Here is a 17,857-nt window from a genome sequence, read left to right as displayed (position 1 = left end):
AGTTACCAATGCATAATTTATGCCTGAGCCCGTGGCGGAGGGGAAGTGACTTAATTTCACTGCAACATGAGCTATCTTCATGAACAGCGCCTTTCCAGGTATAATCCCCAAAATTTCAATACGGTTTAGAAACGATCATGACAAAACTCACCCTACAAGAGCAGATGCTGAAAGCAGGCTTAGTCAGCAGTAAAAAGATGGCTAAAGTTCAGCGCACGGCCAAGAAATCGCGCGTTCAGGCCCGTGAAGCAAGGGAAGCAGTAGAAGAGAATAAAAAAGCGCAGCTCGAGCGAGACAAGCAGCTGAGCGAGCAGCAGAAGCAGGCGACGCTGGCGAAAGAGTTTAAAGCGCAGGTCAAGCAGCTGATCGAAATGAACCGCATCACCGTGACCAGAGGCACCATCGCCTTTAACTTTACCGACGGCAATCTCATCAAAAAAATCGAGGTCGACAAGCAGACGCAGGCCCAGCTGATCAATGGCCGCCTGTCGATTGCGCGTCTGGTGATTAATGCCAATGGCGACTGCGACTATGCGATTATCCCGGCAGTGGTGGCCGATAAAATCGCCCAGCGCGATGCCGAGAGTATCGTGTTAAACAGTGCCCTGAGTCAGGAAGAGCAGGATGAAGACGATCCGTATGCAGATTTCAAAATTCCTGACGATTTGATGTGGTAAGCAGCGCTTAAAACGGTGCGGCGTGACGGGCGTTAATTGCCTCTGCGCTCACCGGATGCACAAAATCCAGCTCGCTGGCGTGCAGCATCAGCCGCGGTATCGGTTCGGTGCCCGACAGTGCAAGACCACCATACAGATCGCAGCCTAAAATAGGGTAGCCCAACTGCTGGCAGTGAATACGCAGCTGGTGGGTTCGCCCGGTCTCCGGGGTCAGTCTGACCCGCGTCAACGGCAGTGCCGCATCATAAAACCGGTCCATCACCTGATAGCGTGAGCGTGCGGGCTTGCCGGTAATCGCACAAATCGACATCAGCGGGAACAGTGCCGGATCTTTAGCAATCGGGGCATCAATCACGCCCTCGTCGTGTTCCACATGCCCGCAAAGCAGGGCGCTGTATACCTTTCGCACGGCGCGCTGGCTGAACTGGTGACAGAGAGCGGCGTTAATCGCTTTATTGCGCGCAATGACCATCAGCCCGGATGTACCGAAATCCAGACGATGCACCAGCGTGCAGCCGGGAAACGTCTGTACCAGTCGATAATGCACGGAATCGCGGTTTTGCGGATTTTTGCCTGAAAGGCTGAGCAGACCGGAAGGCTTATTAATCAGGACCAGATGTTCGTCCTGCCAGAGGATCTCGATCTCGTCGTGACACGGTGGGGCAATAAAAGAATCTATAATCGCAGACATCAGACGGCCCGACAGAAGAGTAGGTGCGGATAATAGCGAATTTTTAGCGGTGGGGACAGAAAGAAACCCTCCCACCAGGCGGTGAGAGGGGGATGACTAAGCGGCTACGAGGCTGTCGATAGCGGCTTTCGCGTCGGTCTGCGCTTTGGTCGCAACTTCCGGGCCGTAGGCAATACCTTCAGCAAACACGAAATTCACGTCGGTGATACCGATGAAGCCCAGGAACAGAGTCAGGTACGGTGCAACCAGGTCAGTTGGGGTGTCTTTGTGAATACCACCACGGCTGGTCAGTACAATCGCACGCTTACCTTTCACCAGACCTTCAGGGCCGTTTTCAGTGTAACGGAAGGTTACGCCGGCACGAGCCACCAGGTCGAAGTAGTTCTTCAGCTGAGTAGGGATGTTGAAGTTGTACATTGGCGCGTTGATCACGATAACGTCGTGCGCCTGCAGTTCAGCAATCAGCTCGTCAGAGAGGGCCAGGGCTTCCTGCTGACGTGGCGTCAGGGGAGCGTCGCCTGGACGCAGCGCGCCAACCAGTTCGCCATCCAGCACAGGAATCGGGTTTGCAGCCAGGTCACGCACGGTGATTTCATCAGCAGAATGCTGTTCACGCCACTGTTCAACGAAGTAGTCAGAGAGCTGACCAGACTGTGAGTACCCTGCCAGAATACTGGATTTCAATACTAATACTTTGCTCATGGGTGATTCCTGTTTTTGCATTTGATTGAAGGGGGTTGCCCCGTTGCTTGTTGACACTCTATTCACAATCCTGTCGCAGGGATAGCGCAATATATCGAAGTCTATGTTCGAATTTTTTGAATAAGGCACTCAAAGCGCCAATGTGATACTCTATAGCAATCATTAAAAAGAGATTTTACCCGGCAGTGCACTGCCCGTTAACGCTATGACAGAACAACAAAAATTAACCTTCCCGATGCTCCTGCAACAGCTTGATTCACTGATGCTGCGTGATAAACAGCGGTTTGCCCGCCGTCTGCACGGGGTGAAGAAGGTTAAAAATCCTGATGCACAACAGGCCATTTATCAGGAGATGGCGAAAGAGATTGAACAGGCGGCAGGGAAAGTCGTGCTGCGCGAAGCCGCACGTCCGGAGATTACCTACCCGGAAAACCTGCCGGTCAGTCAGAAAAAACAGGACATTCTTGACGCCGTGCGCGACCACCAGGTGGTGATTGTCGCAGGGGAAACCGGTTCAGGGAAAACCACTCAGCTGCCGAAAATTTGTATGGAGCTGGGGCGTGGGGTGAAAGGGCTGATTGGTCACACCCAGCCGCGTCGTCTGGCGGCGCGTACCGTGGCGAACCGTATTGCCGAAGAGCTGCAAACGCAGCCCGGTGGCTGCATTGGGTATAAGGTGCGATTCAGCGACCACGTTAGCGATAACACCATGGTCAAACTGATGACTGACGGTATTCTGCTGGCGGAAATCCAGCAGGATCGTCTGCTGATGCAGTACGACACGATCATTATCGATGAAGCGCACGAACGCAGCCTGAATATCGACTTCCTGCTCGGGTATCTGAAAGAACTGTTACCGCGTCGCCCGGACCTGAAAATTATCATCACTTCCGCCACCATCGATCCGGAGCGTTTCTCAAAGCATTTCAACAATGCGCCGATTATCGAGGTCTCTGGCCGAACGTATCCGGTGGAGGTGCGCTATCGCCCGATAGTGGAAGACGCGGACGATACCGAGCGCGACCAGCTGCAGGCCATCTTTGATGCCGTCGACGAGCTGGGAAATGAAAGCGCGGGCGACATTCTGATTTTCCTGAGCGGCGAACGGGAAATTCGCGATACCGCTGACGCCCTCAGCAAGCGCGATCTTCGCCATACCGAAATTCTGCCGCTGTATGCGCGCCTGTCAAACAGCGAACAAAACCGCGTGTTCCAGTCGCACAGCGGACGTCGTATTGTGCTCGCCACCAACGTGGCGGAAACCTCGCTTACCGTGCCGGGCATCAAATATGTGATTGACCCGGGTACGGCGCGTATCAGCCGCTACAGCTATCGCACCAAAGTGCAGCGCCTGCCAATTGAGCCGGTTTCTCAGGCTTCCGCTAATCAGCGTAAAGGCCGCTGCGGCCGTGTGTCGGAAGGGATCTGTATTCGCCTCTATTCCGAGGACGATTTCCTGTCGCGACCGGAGTTTACTGACCCGGAAATTCTGCGCACCAACCTGGCGTCGGTCATCCTGCAGATGACTGCGCTAGGGCTTGGCGACATCGCCGCGTTCCCGTTTGTCGAAGCGCCGGACAAGCGCAACATTCAGGACGGCGTGCGCCTGCTGGAAGAGCTGGGTGCCATCACCACCGACGAGCAGGCTAGCGCCTACAAACTGACGCCGCTGGGTCGTCAGCTCAGCCAGCTGCCGGTTGACCCGCGTCTGGCGCGCATGGTGCTGGAAGCACAGAAACACGGCTGTGTGCGTGAAGCGATGATCATTACCTCCGCGCTCTCGATTCAGGATCCGCGCGAGCGTCCGATGGACAAGCAGCAGGCGTCTGATGAAAAACACCGTCGGTTCCACGATAAAGAGTCCGACTTCCTCGCCTTTGTGAACCTGTGGAACTACCTCGGCGAGCAGCAGAAAGCGCTGTCGTCGAACCAGTTCCGCCGCCAGTGCCGCGTCGATTTCCTCAATTATCTGCGCGTGCGCGAGTGGCAGGATATCTACACGCAGCTGCGTCAGGTGGTGAAAGAGCTGGGCATTCCGGTTAACAGTGAACCGGCGGAGTACCGCGAAATTCACATTGCGTTGCTGACCGGTCTGCTCTCCCATATCGGGATGAAGGATGCCGACAAGCAGGAGTATACCGGGGCGCGTAACGCCCGTTTCTCCATCTTCCCGGGGTCCGGTTTATTCAAGAAACCGCCTAAATGGACCATGGTGGCCGAACTGGTGGAAACCAGCCGCCTGTGGGGCCGCATTGCGGCGCGCATTGATCCCGAATGGGTTGAACCTGTTGCCCAGCACCTGCTGAAGCGCTCATACAGTGAACCGCACTGGGAGCGCGCGCAGGGCGCGGTGATGGCGACCGAAAAAGTGACCGTTTACGGTCTGCCGGTGGTTGGCGCGCGCAAGGTTAACTACAGCCAGATAGATCCCGCGTTGTGCCGCGAGTTGTTTATTCGTCACGCGCTGGTGGAGGGCGACTGGCAGACGCGTCATGCGTTTTTCCGTGAAAACCTTAAACTGCGTGCCGAAGTGGAAGAGCTTGAGCATAAATCCCGTCGCCGCGACATTCTGGTCGACGACGAGGCGCTGTTTGAGTTTTACGACCAGCGTATCAGCCACGATGTGATTTCTGCCCGCCACTTCGACAGCTGGTGGAAGAAGGCCAGCAAAGAGACCCCGGACCTGCTCAACTTTGAAAAGAGCATGTTGATCAAAGAGGGAGCGGAGTCGGTCAGCAAACTCGATTACCCGAACTTCTGGCATCAGGGCTCTCTCAAGCTGCGTCTGACCTATCAGTTTGAGCCGGGCGCGGATGCGGATGGCGTCACCGTACACATTCCGCTGCCGCTGTTAAACCAGGTCGAAGAGAGCGGATTCGAGTGGCAAATTCCGGGGCTGCGTCGCGAGCTGGTGATTGCGCTGATCAAATCGCTGCCAAAACCGGTGCGTCGTAACTTTGTGCCTGCGCCAAACTATGCCGACGCGTTTTTAGGCCGCGTAACGCCGCTGGAGTCGCCGCTGCTGGATTCGCTGGAGCGTGAGCTCAGGCGCATGACGGGCGTAACCGTCGACCGCGACGACTGGCACTGGGATCAGGTGCCCGATCACCTGAAAATCAGCTTCCGCGTGGTGGACGACAAAAACAAAAAGCTGCAGGAAGGCCGATCGCTGACCGAACTGAAAGAGGCGCTGAAAGGTAAAGTCCAGGAGACGCTTTCTGCGGTGGCTGATGATGGTATCGAGCAGAGCGGATTGCACATCTGGAGCTTTGGAGAGCTTCCGGAAAGCTATGAGCAAAAACGCGGCAACTACCGGGTGAAGGCCTGGCCTGCACTGGTGGATGAGCGTGACAGCGTGGCCATCAAACTCTTTGATAATCCACAGGAACAACAGCAGATGATGTGGCGTGGTCTGCGTCGTTTGCTGCTGCTTAATATTCCGTCACCGATTAAATATCTGCACGAGAAGTTACCGAACAAAGCCAAGCTTGGCCTCTACTTTAACCCGTACGGTAAAGTGCTGGATCTGATTGACGACTGCATCTCCTGTGGCGTAGACAAGCTTATCCACGAGGCGGGCGGTCCGGTCTGGTCAGAAGCGGAGTTTGCGGTACTGCATGAGAAAGTCAGGGCAGAACTGAACGACACCGTGGTCGACATTGCGAAACAGGTCGAGCAGATCCTCACCACCGTGTTCAATATCAACAAACGCCTGAAAGGGCGCGTGGATATGACCATGGCGCTGGGGCTGTCGGACGTGAAAGCGCAGATGGCCGGGTTAGTGTACCGTGGATTCGTTACCGGCAACGGCTTCAAGCGCCTTGGCGATACGTTGCGTTATCTGCAGGCGATCGAAAAACGTCTGGAGAAAATGGCTATCGATCCGCATCGTGACCGCGCGCAGATGCTGAAAGTGGAAAGCGTGCAGAAGGCATGGCAGCAGTGGCTCAACAAATTGCCGCCGGCGCGCCGTGACGATGAAGACGTGCAGGCGATCCGCTGGATGATCGAAGAGCTGCGCGTCAGCTTCTTTGCCCAGCAGCTCGGTACGCCGTATCCCATTTCGGATAAACGTATTTTGCAGGCAATGGAGCAGATTTCGGCGTAACGTCGGGTGTTCGCCCTCTCTCTGTGAGAGAGGGCATCTGCGTTTAGCGATTCACCACGGCCAGGGTAAAGCCATCCCATCCTTTACTGCCCACCGTTTGTAGCGCGGTCGCCGTCAGGCGCGGGTTATCCCCGATCATCTCAATAAATCGTCTGACGCCCTGTACGCGGGCATCGTCGCTTTGCGCGTTAATCACTTCGCCGTCCCGAACCACATTATCCCCGACGATCAGCGTTCCCGGGCGCGAGTAGTACAATGCCCACTCCAGATACCCCGGATTGTTTGGTTTATCGGCATCGATAAAGATCAGGTCGAACGGTGGAACATCACCGACGTGTTCAAGAGAGTGCAGCGCCGGGCCTTCAATGAGCTCAATCCGATCGCTGAGCCCCGCCAGCTGGATATTCTGAAGTGCAACACGGGCATGGATGGGGTCCGCTTCGAGGGTGATCAACTTCCCGTCAGGTGGCAGCGCACGCGCCATCCAGATAGTGCTGTAGGCGCCCAGCGTGCCGATTTCAAGGATCCGCCGTGCCTGCGTCATGCGGACAAAAAGCGCCAGCAGCTGCCCTTGATTTGGCGCGACATCGTGTTCGGGTAAACCGGCACGCTGGTTGTTTTCCAGCACCCGCTGGAGGGTATCATCCTCGGGAATGAGTGAAGAGATCATGTAATTATCGACTGCAGACCACTGTTGTTGCATAGATTGACTCCTGAGTGGCAAACACCGGGTTGCGCTGCGATCCGGTTTTCGCCCCCTCCATGCCGGAGAGGGCCTGTGGGGTATCAGGTCACGCGTTGCTCCAGCCTCCGCCCAGTGCTCTGTACAAATCAACCTGCGCCAGCAGCAGGTTATTTTTGACCTGCACGACGCTGGTTTGTACCGAGAACAGCGTGCGCTGGGCATCCAGCACATCCAGGTACGACGAATAGCCGTTGCGATAGCGGTTTTGCGCTATGCGCAGCGTCTCTTGCGCCACATCTTGTTGGGCAAGCAGCTCCGTCAGTTGTTCCTGATAGCGCGTGATGGCATCAAGACTGTTATTGACCTCGGCAAAGGCGTTACGGACGGTTTTTTCATAACTGTAAAGCGCCTGGTTGCGCTGGGACTGCGAAATATCCACCTGTGCGTTCAGCGCCTGGCGGTTGAGCAGCGGAGCAAGAATGCTGCCGCCGACGCTCCAGAGCTGCAGCGGGTTGTCGAGTAAGCCGGAAAGCGTGCGATCCTGTATCGATCCGGTTGCAGTCAGGTTGATCGACGGCAGCAGGCTGGCGCGTGAGGCAGCCAGCGAGGCATCAGCCGCAACCAGTTGCTTTTCAGCCTGCACAATATCCGGACGGCGATTAAGCAGCGAGGAGGGCAGTTGCGAGGGCAATGTCAGGGGCGTCAGGGCCGCGAAGCTTTCACTGCGCGCGACCTCGCCCGGGTTGCTCCCCAGCAGCAGGCTCAGGGCGTTCTCCTGCTGTGCAATCTGATGCTGCAGCAGGGGAACCTGCGCCCGCGTGGAGCGCAGTTCGGAGTCGGACTGCATCAGTTCCAGGCGTGAACTGTAGCCCGTTTCAAACTGGCGTTTAGCGAGAGTGAATGCCTCTTCCCGGGACTTCAGCGTGGAGCGGGTGACGCGAAGCTGTTCATCGAGGGACAGCAGGGTGATATAGCCGGAGGCGACCGAGGACGCCACGGTAAGATCTGCTGCCGCCGCCGCGGCTTTCTGCGCGTCCAGCGAGGCTTCAGCCGCATTCGCGGTGCTGCGGTTTACGCCCCAGATATCGACATCATAGCTGGCGGTGAGGCTGCCTTTATACAGGCTGCTGTAGATCGGCAGACCGGTGGCAGCAGATTGTGTCCGCGCGCGGGTGCCCGTGACGCCAGCATCCAGCGACGGAAACAGGCTGCCGTCGGCCGCGTAGACCCGCGCCTGATACTCGTTAATCCGTTCGCGGGCAATCAGCACGTCGCTGTTGTTCTTAAGCGCCAGGTCCACATAGCGGTTCAGATTATTGTCGTGGAAATTACGCCACCAGAGCTGTTCTGCAGGGCTTGCCGGGCCTGCTGTTGCTCGCCATTGTGTGGGGATGTGCAGCGACGGCTGCGCCGGTTTCACGTCGACCGACTGGCAACCGGCCAGCACGGTCATGATCATCAGAACGGCTATCGGGCGAAGGGTCATTGCTTCGCCTCCCGCGTATCAATGGTCACCTGCACCGACATGCCCGGACGCAGAAGCTGATAGGCTTCCTGGTCACCCAATACTTCAATTCGCACCGGAATACGCTGGGCAATTTTGACAAAGTTACCCGTGGCGTTATCCGGCGTGATGGCGCTGAACTCAACGCCGGTTGCCGGAGAGATGCTCTCCACGCGGCCCTGATAGGCCTTATCATTTAATGCATCGACGGTGAATTTCACCGGCTGACCCACCCGAAGCTCCGCCAGCTGCGTCTCTTTAATATTGGCGATCACCCAGTGCTGAGGCGGCACGAGGGTGGTGAGGTGGGTTCCGGCGGTAACGTAAGCGCCCAGACGAACGGCGATCTGACCAAGCTGGCCGTCGCGAGGCGCCACAATGCGCGTGTTTTGCAGGTCAATTTGCGCCAGCTCCAGCGCCGCTTTGGCGTTTTCCACATCCGCCTCCAGCGCGCCGCGATTGACGATCACCGTTTGCAGATCCTGGCGCGACATTTCCAGCGTGGCTTTCGCCTGGTCAATGTCGGCGCTGCCCTGGGCTGCGCTTGCCAGCGCGGCGTCGCGCTCACGGATAGACAGTGAACCATCCGCCGTCAGGTCCTTTACGCGCTTCAAATCTGCCTGGGATTTCAGACTCTGGGCGCGGGCATTTTTCAGAGCCGCTTCGTTTTTGGCGATCACCGCTTCGGCGCTTTTGCGCTGTTGCAGGTTGTTGTTCAGGGCGGCAATCTTCATCGCCAGCTGCGCTTCGGCCTGATGCACCCGCTGGCGGTAGATACGGTCATCAATCTGCAGCAGCAGCTCGCCCTTTTTAACCCGGTCGAAATCCTGCACCTTCACCTCAGTGATATAGCCGTTAACCTGCGGGCTGATAAAGGTCGTCTGTCCGCGCACGTAGGCATTATCAGTAAACTGCGAGTGGCGGGTGAACGGGGGTAGCTGCCAGGCGTAGAGGATCACCAGTACGCCGACAATACCGATTGCTGCCGCGGTGAAAACCGAAACGATACGGACATTTTTACGGGTGTTGGCCTGCTCTTTAGCGGCATCCTGCTGACTCATAACATCTCCAGAGAAATCATCTTCATATTCATTACTTGTTGCCTGTTGCCTTCTTCAGGGCCATACGGGCAGTCAGGCGCAGGCGCAGCAAGCGCCATAAAATCCAGACCAGGGTGGCGGCGGCAATGCTCGCCGTCAGTAAATAAGTATCGTTATAAGCCAGAATATTTGCCTCAAGCGTTGAAACCGTTTGCAGCTGGGTGATGGCCTGGGTGCCCAGCAGCGAGCTGTCGCCAATCAGGCTCCGGTACAGCCCGGTGTAAGCCTGAATACGGTCATTCACCAGCGGGTTCAGGGTTGTGAGCTGATCGGCCAGCATGCTGGAGTGGTATTTCTCGCGCCAGGTCTGGAAGGTCCCCAGGATGGCAGAGCCGAGCAGGCCGCCGAGGTTCTGGCTCATGCCAAACATCACCGAGAAGCTCACCAGGTTGCGCGGATCGGCGATAACCCCGCCAATGGCGGCCAGCATGGCGGGGGCGAGGAAGAAGGCGCTGCCGAAGCCCAGCAGGAACTGGCTGAGCATCAGCTGGTCCGGGCGGGTCAGGTTGTTCGACTGGCTGTCCAGCAGGGAGGCAACAATCATGAGCGCCAGCGAGGTAATGATCGGCCACGCCAGTTTTGTGGGCTTGATGGTCAAACAGCTGGTCACAATCCCGCAGACAATACCGGCAAAAATAGACCACGCCAGGTGGGTCATCTGCTCATTCTGCAAGCCGACATACTGCAGCCAGCCGATAACGCCGGTGTTTTGCTCCGCCAGCACGATGCGGATCAGCAGCATAATGAGCCCGAGACGCACGATGCTGCCGCTCGACAACCAGCGGGTATTCAGCAACGGGTTAGAACGGTTATGTTCAAACACGATCGCAGACACGATTAATATCAGCGCTAATGCCAGCGACCAGCCGATCCACGGCGCTTCAAACCACCAGTAAAGACGGCCTAAGGAGAGTACCGCGCAGAGCAACGCCATCCCCGGGGCCAGTAAAAAGAAGGTGATGAAGTCTTTTTTCTCGAAGACCTTGCGCCGGTCGCCAGGAGGCAATTTCAACGCTATCACGCAGGCCAGTGAAATGAGCGCCAGACCGAGCTCAAAGAAGTAAAGCCCGCGCCACTCGTCAAGCTGCAGCAGCTCGGTCGAAAAGAGGCGGGCGAGGGGGATGGCGAGCGATGACCCGGTAATCCCGATGGTCAGCGCCTTCAGACGGTGTTTCGCGGGCCAGGCCTGTATCTGGTAGTAAATACCGAGGGAGCTGAGCGCGGCGGCCACCATCCCGTGTGCGGCACGCACCATCAGCGCGGAGCTGAGATCGTTTACAAACAGGTGGAAAAAGGTGACCAGCACATACAGCACCAGAAAACCTTCCGTGAAGGCACGCAAACCATACTGCTGGCGGAATTTCACCAGCAGCAGGTTGATGGAGATGTTGGTCATTACATACACCGCCGGGAGCCAGGCGATTTCTGTCGACCAGGCCCCGAAGGTTCCCTGCAGATTTTGCAGATTGGCGGTGACCACCGCATTACCCAGCGCCCCCGTCAGGCACACCAGCAGACCGACAACCCCGTAGGCAATCCGTTTTGGCGTGCTGTGTTCTGGCGTGGAGGGCGAACCCAACAGGGCGGGTTTCTCATGAGGCTGCCACTCGCGAGGAGCATAAGGGTCGCGTTCGGGCAGGCGCATAACGTCTTTTACCTTAGAAAAAATTGAATAATGAGTGGGCTAACGATTCTACGTTTGCCGCAAATGATAATTCAAGTGAATATGATTTTCGCAGGTTAATCAAATGTTGAAGAACAGGTTAAGGAAAAAGAGCGGCCCGGGAGGCCGTTGTTTTGTCGATCTGAAGTCGTTAATCTGAACCAGAACAACTGAGGACATCACCATGGTTCAGACGCATTTTCCCCTTCTGCCGGAGTCAACCCTGGCGGCAATCAACACGGTCGGCCAGTGGCTGGCACAGGATGATTTGGGCGATACCCGCGACGTGGCGGCGGTTGACAGGGTTATTCTGGCCGGAAACGCGGTGATGCCGACCATCGACGCTGCCTGCCGTCTTGCCGCTGAACACGACGTTCCGTTACTGATTAGCGGAGGGATTGGCCATTCGACCGCGTTTTTGTATGCGGCCATCGCTCAGCATCCGCGTTATCACACTGTCCCGGTAACGGGGCGAGCGGAAGCACGTATTCTGGCCGATATTGCCCGCCAGTTCTGGCAGATCCCTGATGCGCGCGTGTGGGTTGACGATCAATCAACCAACTGCGGAGAAAACGCGCGTTTTAGCTGGAACATGCTCAAACAGCATCAACAGACGTCCGGGCGCGTGCTGGTCGTGCAGGATCCGACCATGCAGCGCCGCACGATGGCAACCTTTGCCCGCGTGTGCCGTGACGAGTCTGCTTCGCCGCAGTGGGTCAGCCACCCGGGCTATACACCGGTGCTGAAAAATGGCGAAAACGGGCTGGTGTTCAGCGGGGAGAGCGCTGGCCTCTGGCCGGTAGAGCGTTATCTCTCGCTCATTTTAGGCGAGCTTCCGCGACTCTGTGATGACATGAACGGCTATGGCCCGGCCGGGCGTGATTTTATTGCACACGTTGAATTCCCCGACGAGGTGACTGCAGCGTGGGCACGGTTAAAGCAGGATCCTGTGCTTACGGATGCCCTGAACCACCGGTCGCTTCTCTGAGCAGAGGCCGTTTGCGGTATTCCCCTCTCCGCGGAGAGGGGACAGGCATTACAGCGAGGCGAATTTGTCCAGCGTGCGCACCAGCTGGGTGACGAAACCGTATTCGTTGTCATACCAGGCGACGGTTTTCACCAGTTGCAGATCGCCAGCCTCTGATACTTCGGTCTGTGTGGCGTCAAAGACAGAACCAAAGTGAGAGCCAATCACATCAGACGAAACAATCTCTTCATCGGTATAACCAAAAGATTTATTCCCCTGCGTCGCTTTTTTCAGCGCGGCGTTGATCTCCTCAACGGTGACCTTTTTACCCAGAATCGAGACCAGCTCGGTCACTGAACCGGTTTTCACCGGTACGCGCTGGGCGTGGCCTTTCAGCTTGCCGCTGAGGGCCGGAATCACCAGACCGATGGCTTTGGCCGCCCCGGTGGTGTGCGGAATAATATTCTCCGCCGCGGCGCGTGAGGCGCGAAGATCTTTCCCGCGCGGGCCATCCACCAGCGCCTGCGTGCCGGTATAGGCGTGAATGGTTGTCATGGTGCCCACTTTTATTTCAAACGCATCGTGCAGGGCTTTTGCCAGTGGGGCGAGGCAGTTGGTGGTACAGGAAGCAACGGAAATAATCGTATCACTGGCGTCAATGGTATCGTCATTCACGTTATACACGATGGTTTTCATCTCACCGGCAGGGGCAGAGATCAGCACTTTTTTGGCACCAGCCTCAAGGTGTGCCTGTGATTTTTCTGCCGACGTGTAGAAGCCGGTGCATTCCACGACAATATCCACGCCCGCGGCTTTCCACGGGATATGTTTTGCCTCTTTTTCGGCGTACACGGCGATAGTTTTTCCGTCAACAATCAGGGCGTCTTCGGTGAAGTCTACGCTCCACGGGAAGCCACCGTAGTTGGAATCATGCCTGAGCAGATAAGCCAGTACTTTGGGAGAGGTGAGATCGTTGATGGCGACGACGGTGTTGCTGTCCTGGGTTTCAAGAAGGCGACGCAGGACAAGGCGTCCTATGCGTCCAAATCCGTTAATGCCAATTTTACTCATGGTGTACTCCTGTGAACGCGTCTTTGCGACAGTTTGAACTCATCCAGGCTTAGACCATCACGGACAGGGCGGCAATTGAAGAAGCTTCATGCGAGGGGAAGTATTTGAAAAACCATACAGAAAAATTAATGAATTTTTAAGGAAAGGGGATTATGTTGGCGCGATATCGGTTATTTATCAGGAAATCTCATGCGTACTAAATATACAAGCCTGCAAATTGCTATCCACTGGCTGGTGTTTTTGTTAATCATCGTCGCCTACTGCGCGATGGAGTTCAAAGGCTTCTTCCCACGCACCGCCCGGCCGGTAATCAACATGATCCACGTTTCGTGCGGCATCTCTGTACTGGTGTTAATGGTGACGCGTTTAGTGGTTCGCCTTAAATTCCGCGCACCGCCGATTGAACCAAAGCCAAAACCGATGGTGACCGGGCTGTCCCATCTTGGTCATCTGGTGGTGTATCTGCTGTTCATCGCGTTGCCGCTGATTGGTATTGTCATGATGTATAACCGCGGTACTGACTGGTTAGCCTTTGGTCTGGTGATGCCGCACGCGGCAGAATCGAATTTTGATCTGGTCGACGTTCTGAAAGAGTGGCACGAGACGCTGGCCAACGTGGGGTACGTTGTGATTGGTCTGCACGCGATGGCGGCGCTGATGCATCACTATTTCTGGAAAGACAACACCCTCCTGCGCATGATGCCAAAAAAACGCCAGTAACCCATAACAACGAGCCCTGCAGCAGTCTGCAGGGCTGTTTTTTAGCGTTTTATTGCAGTTGAGCGCGCTCTTCCGGGGTTAACTCCAGCGCCTGAGTGGTGCCCGTCTCTGAGGATTTCACGGCCGCTTCCAGTACCGCCATCACCGCCAGCGCCTCGACCGGATGAACCGGATTGGTGATTTTTCCGAGTAGCGCATCACGCACGTTGATGTAGTACTGACGCTGATCGCCTTTCGGCGTGGTAACGGTCTGCGGCTCACCGTTTGCACCAAAGAACACCATGCTGTCACTGTCCTCGCCCCAGGCCTCACTGCCGGGGATCACGCCCGCCAGCAGCTGCGCTTCCTGTTGGTCGATTCGGGCTTTCACCACGCTGCCTTTATCGCCGTGAACGGTAAAACGTGCCGTTCCGCCAGCCACCAGCATGCTGCAGTGCAAAATCACTTTATGTTGCGGATAATCTAAGACCACGTGTGCCCAGTCGTTAATTTCCGCGCCGTCACGCAGCGTGGCGATATTGCCCTGTACCGACTGTGGCAGTCCAAAGAGCTGCAGCGTCTGGTCAATCAGGTGCGGCCCCAGATCAAACCACAGACCACTACCGGGCACGTTTTGCTCTCTCCAGCGCACGCGTACTTCCGGGCGGAAACGGTCAATGTGCGACTCAAGGTGTTTGACCTTGCCAAGGGTTCCTTGCTCAATAACCTGCTTAATGCCGAGGAAGTCGCTGTCCCAGCGGCGGTTATGGAAGACGGAGAGCAGCCGTTGCTTCTCTTGCGCCAGGGCAATCAGGTCGCGGGCTTCCTGCATGTCTAGCGTGAACGGTTTATCCACGACCACATGTTTGCCTGAATTCAGGGCAAGCGTTGCCAGCGGCGCGTGGGTGGCGTTAGGCGAGGCAATCACCACCAGATCGACATCTGGATGCTGAATTGCCTCTTCCGGGGTTGCCACCACCTGAACATCAGGAAGATCGCGTTTAACCTTCTCTTCATCACGAGACGAAACCACCGCCAGCGTAAGGCCGTCCACGGACTGGATCAGCGGGGCATGGAAGGTCTTGCCTACAAATCCATACCCGATCAGCGCAATGTTGATTGTCTTTTCTTTACTCATGACCTTCTCCACGTTATTTCGCGCAAACCGTAATGTGCATTGCGCCAGGGTCCCCAAGCTCAGGCCAGGGACGATCTAAAAAGAGGTGCTGGATGTTGGATAATCCGCTGACCAGATACGGTTCACAGCGGTTTAGTTTCAGATGGTCGGCGACAATCCAGCGTTCATGGCTGGCCGCGAGCATCGCCCGTTTGACCTCGGCATCGGCCTCTTTTCCGGCGCTCAGACCGAGTTCAGCATGGATAGCACAGGCTCCCAGAATGGCGATATCCGCGCGGTAGCGTGACAGCAGGGAGAGGGTGGCGCTGCCGGCAAACAGTCGCTGCTTGTGATCCCATTTTCCGCCGAGCAGGATCAGTTCGATATCGTCACGGTCGCTGAAGTGCCACGCGATATCCAGCGAGGTGGTGATGATTGTCAGCGGTCCCTTCAGGAACGAGGCGACAGCCATTACCGTGCTCCCCGCATCCAGAAACAGCGTCGAACCTGGCGGAACAGTCTGCGCCACCTGTTTACCAAGACGTTGTTTGGTTTCCGGCAGCAGTGTATTGCGCCCCTGACGATTCATGGCCGACAGATTCAGGGCAATTGCCCCGCCGTGGTTCTTTTGCGCCAGCCCCTGTTTCTCGAGATCGGTCAGATCCCGGCGGATGGTGTCCGCTGAGACCTGCAGTTTGTCCGCCAGTTCCGTAATGCTGGCCTGCCCGTGCTCACTAATGATATCAAGCACATATTTTTGTCTGGCCGTTTTGTGCATGGATGAATCCCGCAAAATGTCGCAATAAGTTGCATATTACAGCATTTTGCCGCAGAGGGAAGGGTGTTGATCGCCAGTAAGTATCAATGTCCGGTATTGTTCATATTGGTTATTATTAAAATGTTATTAATACGGTGTGAGTGATTCATTCCAAATGTTAACAGCAATGTTATTGTTGTGTTTTATTAAACACACTGGCGGATATAACCATTGTGATACCAATATGCAACCATTAATGCTTTAATGAAATTAATAAATAGCAATAAATTCTGTGTATATTTATATACACAGAATTTAATGTTGTATATGGCATTATGGTTACTTAAACTGACATTTCTTTGAAAATCTTTGTGTCTGACGCATGCTGAAATTAACGCAAAAATGTGCATCCGGCGATTCTAAAATTTTACTTAAATAACAAAGACTTTATTTGTTTCATTTGAAAGCCCCTTTTTAAGGTTTTGTCCAGAAACCCCATCTTTTTTCTTATCTGTAACACCACATTAACATTGTGGGTGTAGTTGCCTATAGCGCATTTTGTTATGCTGCAAACCAGTTAAAGAAATAAGTAAATTCTTATTGTCATAAGAATATGGTCGGCTCTCATCTCCAATGGAAATGGGGTTGGGGAGCGTTTGTCCAATATTTATTCGGACCCAGGTAAGATATTTGTCGAATTATTTATACCCCTTTAGGGGTAAATATTTAAGCGTCATTCAGAGTCAGGGAGATAAAAATGACTATCATGCGAAATAATATGTTGCTGAGATTTCCAGTCGCCCTGGCATTAATTTCGTTGGCCTTTAATACGGCCTCTGCGAATAGCCGCCAGGTGGGGATTGCTCCGATTGCCGCGACAACATTAAAAGAGAGTATTCTTTTTGCCATCGATCGCGATCCGTCGATTAGCCAGCAGGCCGCGCAACTGGGAATAGGTCAGGCACAAATAGATGAAGCACGCAGCGGCTGGATGCCACAAATATCGTTAAACGGTAGCACCGGCCATAGCCAGACCACCGATTCCAGCGGCTCGCTGCGCAATTCTGCGGCCTGGGGATTGAGTCTGACGCAGCTGGTATACGATTTTGGCAAGACCAACAACAGCATCGACCAGTCCACGGCGCAGCGCGATAGCTATCGTTACCAGTTGATGAGCACTTTGTCTGCGGTGGCGGAAAAAACGGCGCTCAGCTACGTAGAAGTCAAACGCTATTCCGACCTGTTGCAGGCCGCCAAAGAGAACGTTCAGGCGCTCAAAAACGTTGAACAACTGGCCAAACTCCGCGCCGACGCAGGCGTCAGTTCAACCTCTGACGAGCTTCAGACGCGCACGCGCATTGCCGGTATGCAGGCCACGGTCGAGCAGTATAACGCGGCGTTAAACAGCGCCCGCGCACGGCTTGCGGTGTTGACTGGCATGGAGGCCGAGCGCTATTCACCTGTACCGGCGAAGCTTGCCGTTGAGCAGGATTCGCTTAATCGCATTGATTACTCGGCCATTCCCGCGGTCATGGCCGCGCAGAATATGGAGCGTTCAGCTCAGTATGGCGTGGCAACGGCAAAGTCTCAGCACTGGCCGACGTTAAGCCTGAAAGGAGGCCGCACCCGCTACGAGTCCGACAACCGTTCTTACTGGGATGACCAGATTCAGCTCAATATTGACGCACCGCTATACCAGGGGGGCGCCGTTTCAGCCCGCGTTCGCCAGGCCGAAGGGGCAAGGGCCATGGCATCGTCTCAGGTTGACCAGGCGCGGTTCGATGTCCTGCAAAAAGCCTCTGTCGCGCAGGCTGACTGGACCGGCGCGCAGGGAAGAATGCAGGCAGGGAAGCTGCAGCTGGAAAGCGCATTACGCGCCCGGGATGTTTACAGAAATGAATATACCCTGAGCAAGCGGAGCATTAACGATTTGCTCAGCGTTGAACAGGATGTCTGGCAAGCCACCTCAGCCAAAATAATGGCTGAATATGATGGCTGGAGTTCGGCGATTAATTACGCATCTGCCGTTGATAATTTGATGCCGCTGATCGGAATAGAGAAAAACGCTGCCGCAAAATTACCTGATTTGAGTTAAAAAACACGCGTCTTTTTGTGC

14 protein-coding genes are annotated in these 17,857 nt (G+C 55.4%); 5 read left to right on the top strand and 9 right to left on the bottom strand.

The features are described 5' to 3' along the window. Positions 1-137: 137 nt before the first annotated feature. Positions 138-677: a DUF2058 domain-containing protein gene (locus AB6731_RS05380; protein WP_371005993.1), complete on the top strand. Its 540-nt coding sequence runs from the start codon at positions 138-140 to the stop codon at positions 675-677. A 7-nt stretch (positions 678-684) separates the two neighbouring features. Here the strand turns inward: AB6731_RS05380 and AB6731_RS05375 are convergent, their stop codons facing one another. Both AB6731_RS05375 and azoR read right to left on the bottom strand, forming a co-directional pair. Further along, complete coding sequence (locus AB6731_RS05375) at positions 685-1,368, bottom strand: RluA family pseudouridine synthase (protein WP_371005992.1); 684 nt, start codon at positions 1,366-1,368, stop codon at positions 685-687. 96 nt (positions 1,369-1,464) lie between these two features. After that, entirely contained in the window at positions 1,465-2,070 is a 606-nt protein-coding gene (gene azoR / locus AB6731_RS05370; protein ID WP_025204253.1) for an FMN-dependent NADH-azoreductase, read from the bottom strand. 205 nt (positions 2,071-2,275) lie between these two features. Here azoR and hrpA point away from each other — a divergent pair, with 205 nt between their 5' ends. Then, on the top strand, positions 2,276-6,178 hold the full coding sequence (hrpA, locus tag AB6731_RS05365; protein ID WP_371005991.1) for an ATP-dependent RNA helicase HrpA: 3,903 nt from the start codon (positions 2,276-2,278) through the stop codon (positions 6,176-6,178). A gap of 43 nt (positions 6,179-6,221) precedes the next feature. Here hrpA and AB6731_RS05360 read toward each other — a convergent pair whose 3' ends face one another. The 4 genes from AB6731_RS05360 to AB6731_RS05345 form a co-directional block, all read right to left on the bottom strand. Beyond that, positions 6,222-6,881, bottom strand: coding sequence for an O-methyltransferase (locus AB6731_RS05360; RefSeq protein WP_371005990.1), 660 nt, complete (start codon positions 6,879-6,881; stop codon positions 6,222-6,224). A gap of 88 nt (positions 6,882-6,969) precedes the next feature. Then, on the bottom strand, positions 6,970-8,349 hold the full coding sequence (locus tag AB6731_RS05355; protein ID WP_138013814.1) for an efflux transporter outer membrane subunit: 1,380 nt from the start codon (positions 8,347-8,349) through the stop codon (positions 6,970-6,972). Continuing rightward, the gene (locus AB6731_RS05350) at positions 8,346-9,428 is read right to left on the bottom strand and encodes an HlyD family secretion protein (RefSeq protein ID WP_014169974.1); all 1,083 of its coding nucleotides are present in this window, start codon (positions 9,426-9,428) and stop codon (positions 8,346-8,348) included. Before AB6731_RS05350 ends, AB6731_RS05355 begins: the two co-directional genes overlap by 4 nt. Before the next feature lie 31 nt (positions 9,429-9,459). Beyond that, complete coding sequence (locus tag AB6731_RS05345; protein ID WP_371005989.1) at positions 9,460-11,112, bottom strand: MFS transporter; 1,653 nt, start codon at positions 11,110-11,112, stop codon at positions 9,460-9,462. Between the two features lie 202 nt (positions 11,113-11,314). On the opposite strand from AB6731_RS05345, the gene AB6731_RS05340 reads away from it, so the two are divergent. After that, entirely contained in the window at positions 11,315-12,118 is an 804-nt protein-coding gene (locus tag AB6731_RS05340; protein ID WP_149376562.1) for a YdcF family protein, read from the top strand. A 48-nt stretch (positions 12,119-12,166) separates the two neighbouring features. Here AB6731_RS05340 and gap read toward each other — a convergent pair whose 3' ends face one another. Then, on the bottom strand, positions 12,167-13,168 hold the full coding sequence (gene gap / locus AB6731_RS05335) for a type I glyceraldehyde-3-phosphate dehydrogenase (protein ID WP_020884211.1): 1,002 nt from the start codon (positions 13,166-13,168) through the stop codon (positions 12,167-12,169). A 189-nt stretch (positions 13,169-13,357) separates the two neighbouring features. Here gap and cybB point away from each other — a divergent pair, with 189 nt between their 5' ends. Further along, on the top strand, positions 13,358-13,888 hold the full coding sequence (gene cybB / locus AB6731_RS05330) for a cytochrome b561 (protein ID WP_025204247.1): 531 nt from the start codon (positions 13,358-13,360) through the stop codon (positions 13,886-13,888). Positions 13,889-13,937: 49 nt separating this feature from the next. Here the strand turns inward: cybB and AB6731_RS05325 are convergent, their stop codons facing one another. Further along, positions 13,938-15,005: an oxidoreductase gene (locus tag AB6731_RS05325; RefSeq protein ID WP_371005988.1), complete on the bottom strand. Its 1,068-nt coding sequence runs from the start codon at positions 15,003-15,005 to the stop codon at positions 13,938-13,940. Between the two features lie 13 nt (positions 15,006-15,018). Beyond that, entirely contained in the window at positions 15,019-15,762 is a 744-nt protein-coding gene (locus AB6731_RS05320) for a DeoR/GlpR family DNA-binding transcription regulator (RefSeq protein ID WP_041162592.1), read from the bottom strand. A 736-nt stretch (positions 15,763-16,498) separates the two neighbouring features. Here AB6731_RS05320 and AB6731_RS05315 point away from each other — a divergent pair. Then, entirely contained in the window at positions 16,499-17,836 is a 1,338-nt protein-coding gene (locus AB6731_RS05315; protein ID WP_063924974.1) for a TolC family outer membrane protein, read from the top strand. The last annotated feature ends 21 nt before the right edge of the window (positions 17,837-17,857 follow it).

The organism is Enterobacter sp. RCC_40 (assembly GCF_041360735.1).
Lineage (GTDB): Bacteria > Pseudomonadota > Gammaproteobacteria > Enterobacterales > Enterobacteriaceae > Enterobacter > Enterobacter ludwigii.
The sequence above is the reverse complement of the archived record's forward strand: the minus strand, read 5'-3'. Positions and strand labels throughout refer to the sequence as shown.

What these genes read in the sequence shown, in the direction of transcription:
- AB6731_RS05380 (WP_371005993.1), top strand. Translation starts at nt 138, where the DNA reads ATGACAAAACTCACCCTACAAGAGCAGATGCTGAAAGCAGGCTTAGTC.
- AB6731_RS05375 (WP_371005992.1), bottom strand. Translation starts at nt 1,368, where the DNA reads ATGTCTGCGATTATAGATTCTTTTATTGCCCCACCGTGTCACGACGAG.
- AB6731_RS05340 (WP_149376562.1), top strand. Translation starts at nt 11,315, where the DNA reads ATGGTTCAGACGCATTTTCCCCTTCTGCCGGAGTCAACCCTGGCGGCA.
- AB6731_RS05345 (WP_371005989.1), bottom strand. Translation starts at nt 11,112, where the DNA reads ATGCGCCTGCCCGAACGCGACCCTTATGCTCCTCGCGAGTGGCAGCCT.
- cybB (WP_025204247.1), top strand. Translation starts at nt 13,358, where the DNA reads ATGCGTACTAAATATACAAGCCTGCAAATTGCTATCCACTGGCTGGTG.
- gap (WP_020884211.1), bottom strand. Translation starts at nt 13,168, where the DNA reads ATGAGTAAAATTGGCATTAACGGATTTGGACGCATAGGACGCCTTGTC.
- AB6731_RS05355 (WP_138013814.1), bottom strand. Translation starts at nt 8,349, where the DNA reads ATGACCCTTCGCCCGATAGCCGTTCTGATGATCATGACCGTGCTGGCC.
- AB6731_RS05320 (WP_041162592.1), bottom strand. Translation starts at nt 15,762, where the DNA reads ATGCACAAAACGGCCAGACAAAAATATGTGCTTGATATCATTAGTGAG.
- azoR (WP_025204253.1), bottom strand. Translation starts at nt 2,070, where the DNA reads ATGAGCAAAGTATTAGTATTGAAATCCAGTATTCTGGCAGGGTACTCA.
- AB6731_RS05360 (WP_371005990.1), bottom strand. Translation starts at nt 6,881, where the DNA reads ATGCAACAACAGTGGTCTGCAGTCGATAATTACATGATCTCTTCACTC.
- AB6731_RS05325 (WP_371005988.1), bottom strand. Translation starts at nt 15,005, where the DNA reads ATGAGTAAAGAAAAGACAATCAACATTGCGCTGATCGGGTATGGATTT.
- AB6731_RS05350 (WP_014169974.1), bottom strand. Translation starts at nt 9,428, where the DNA reads ATGAGTCAGCAGGATGCCGCTAAAGAGCAGGCCAACACCCGTAAAAAT.
- AB6731_RS05315 (WP_063924974.1), top strand. Translation starts at nt 16,499, where the DNA reads ATGACTATCATGCGAAATAATATGTTGCTGAGATTTCCAGTCGCCCTG.
- hrpA (WP_371005991.1), top strand. Translation starts at nt 2,276, where the DNA reads ATGACAGAACAACAAAAATTAACCTTCCCGATGCTCCTGCAACAGCTT.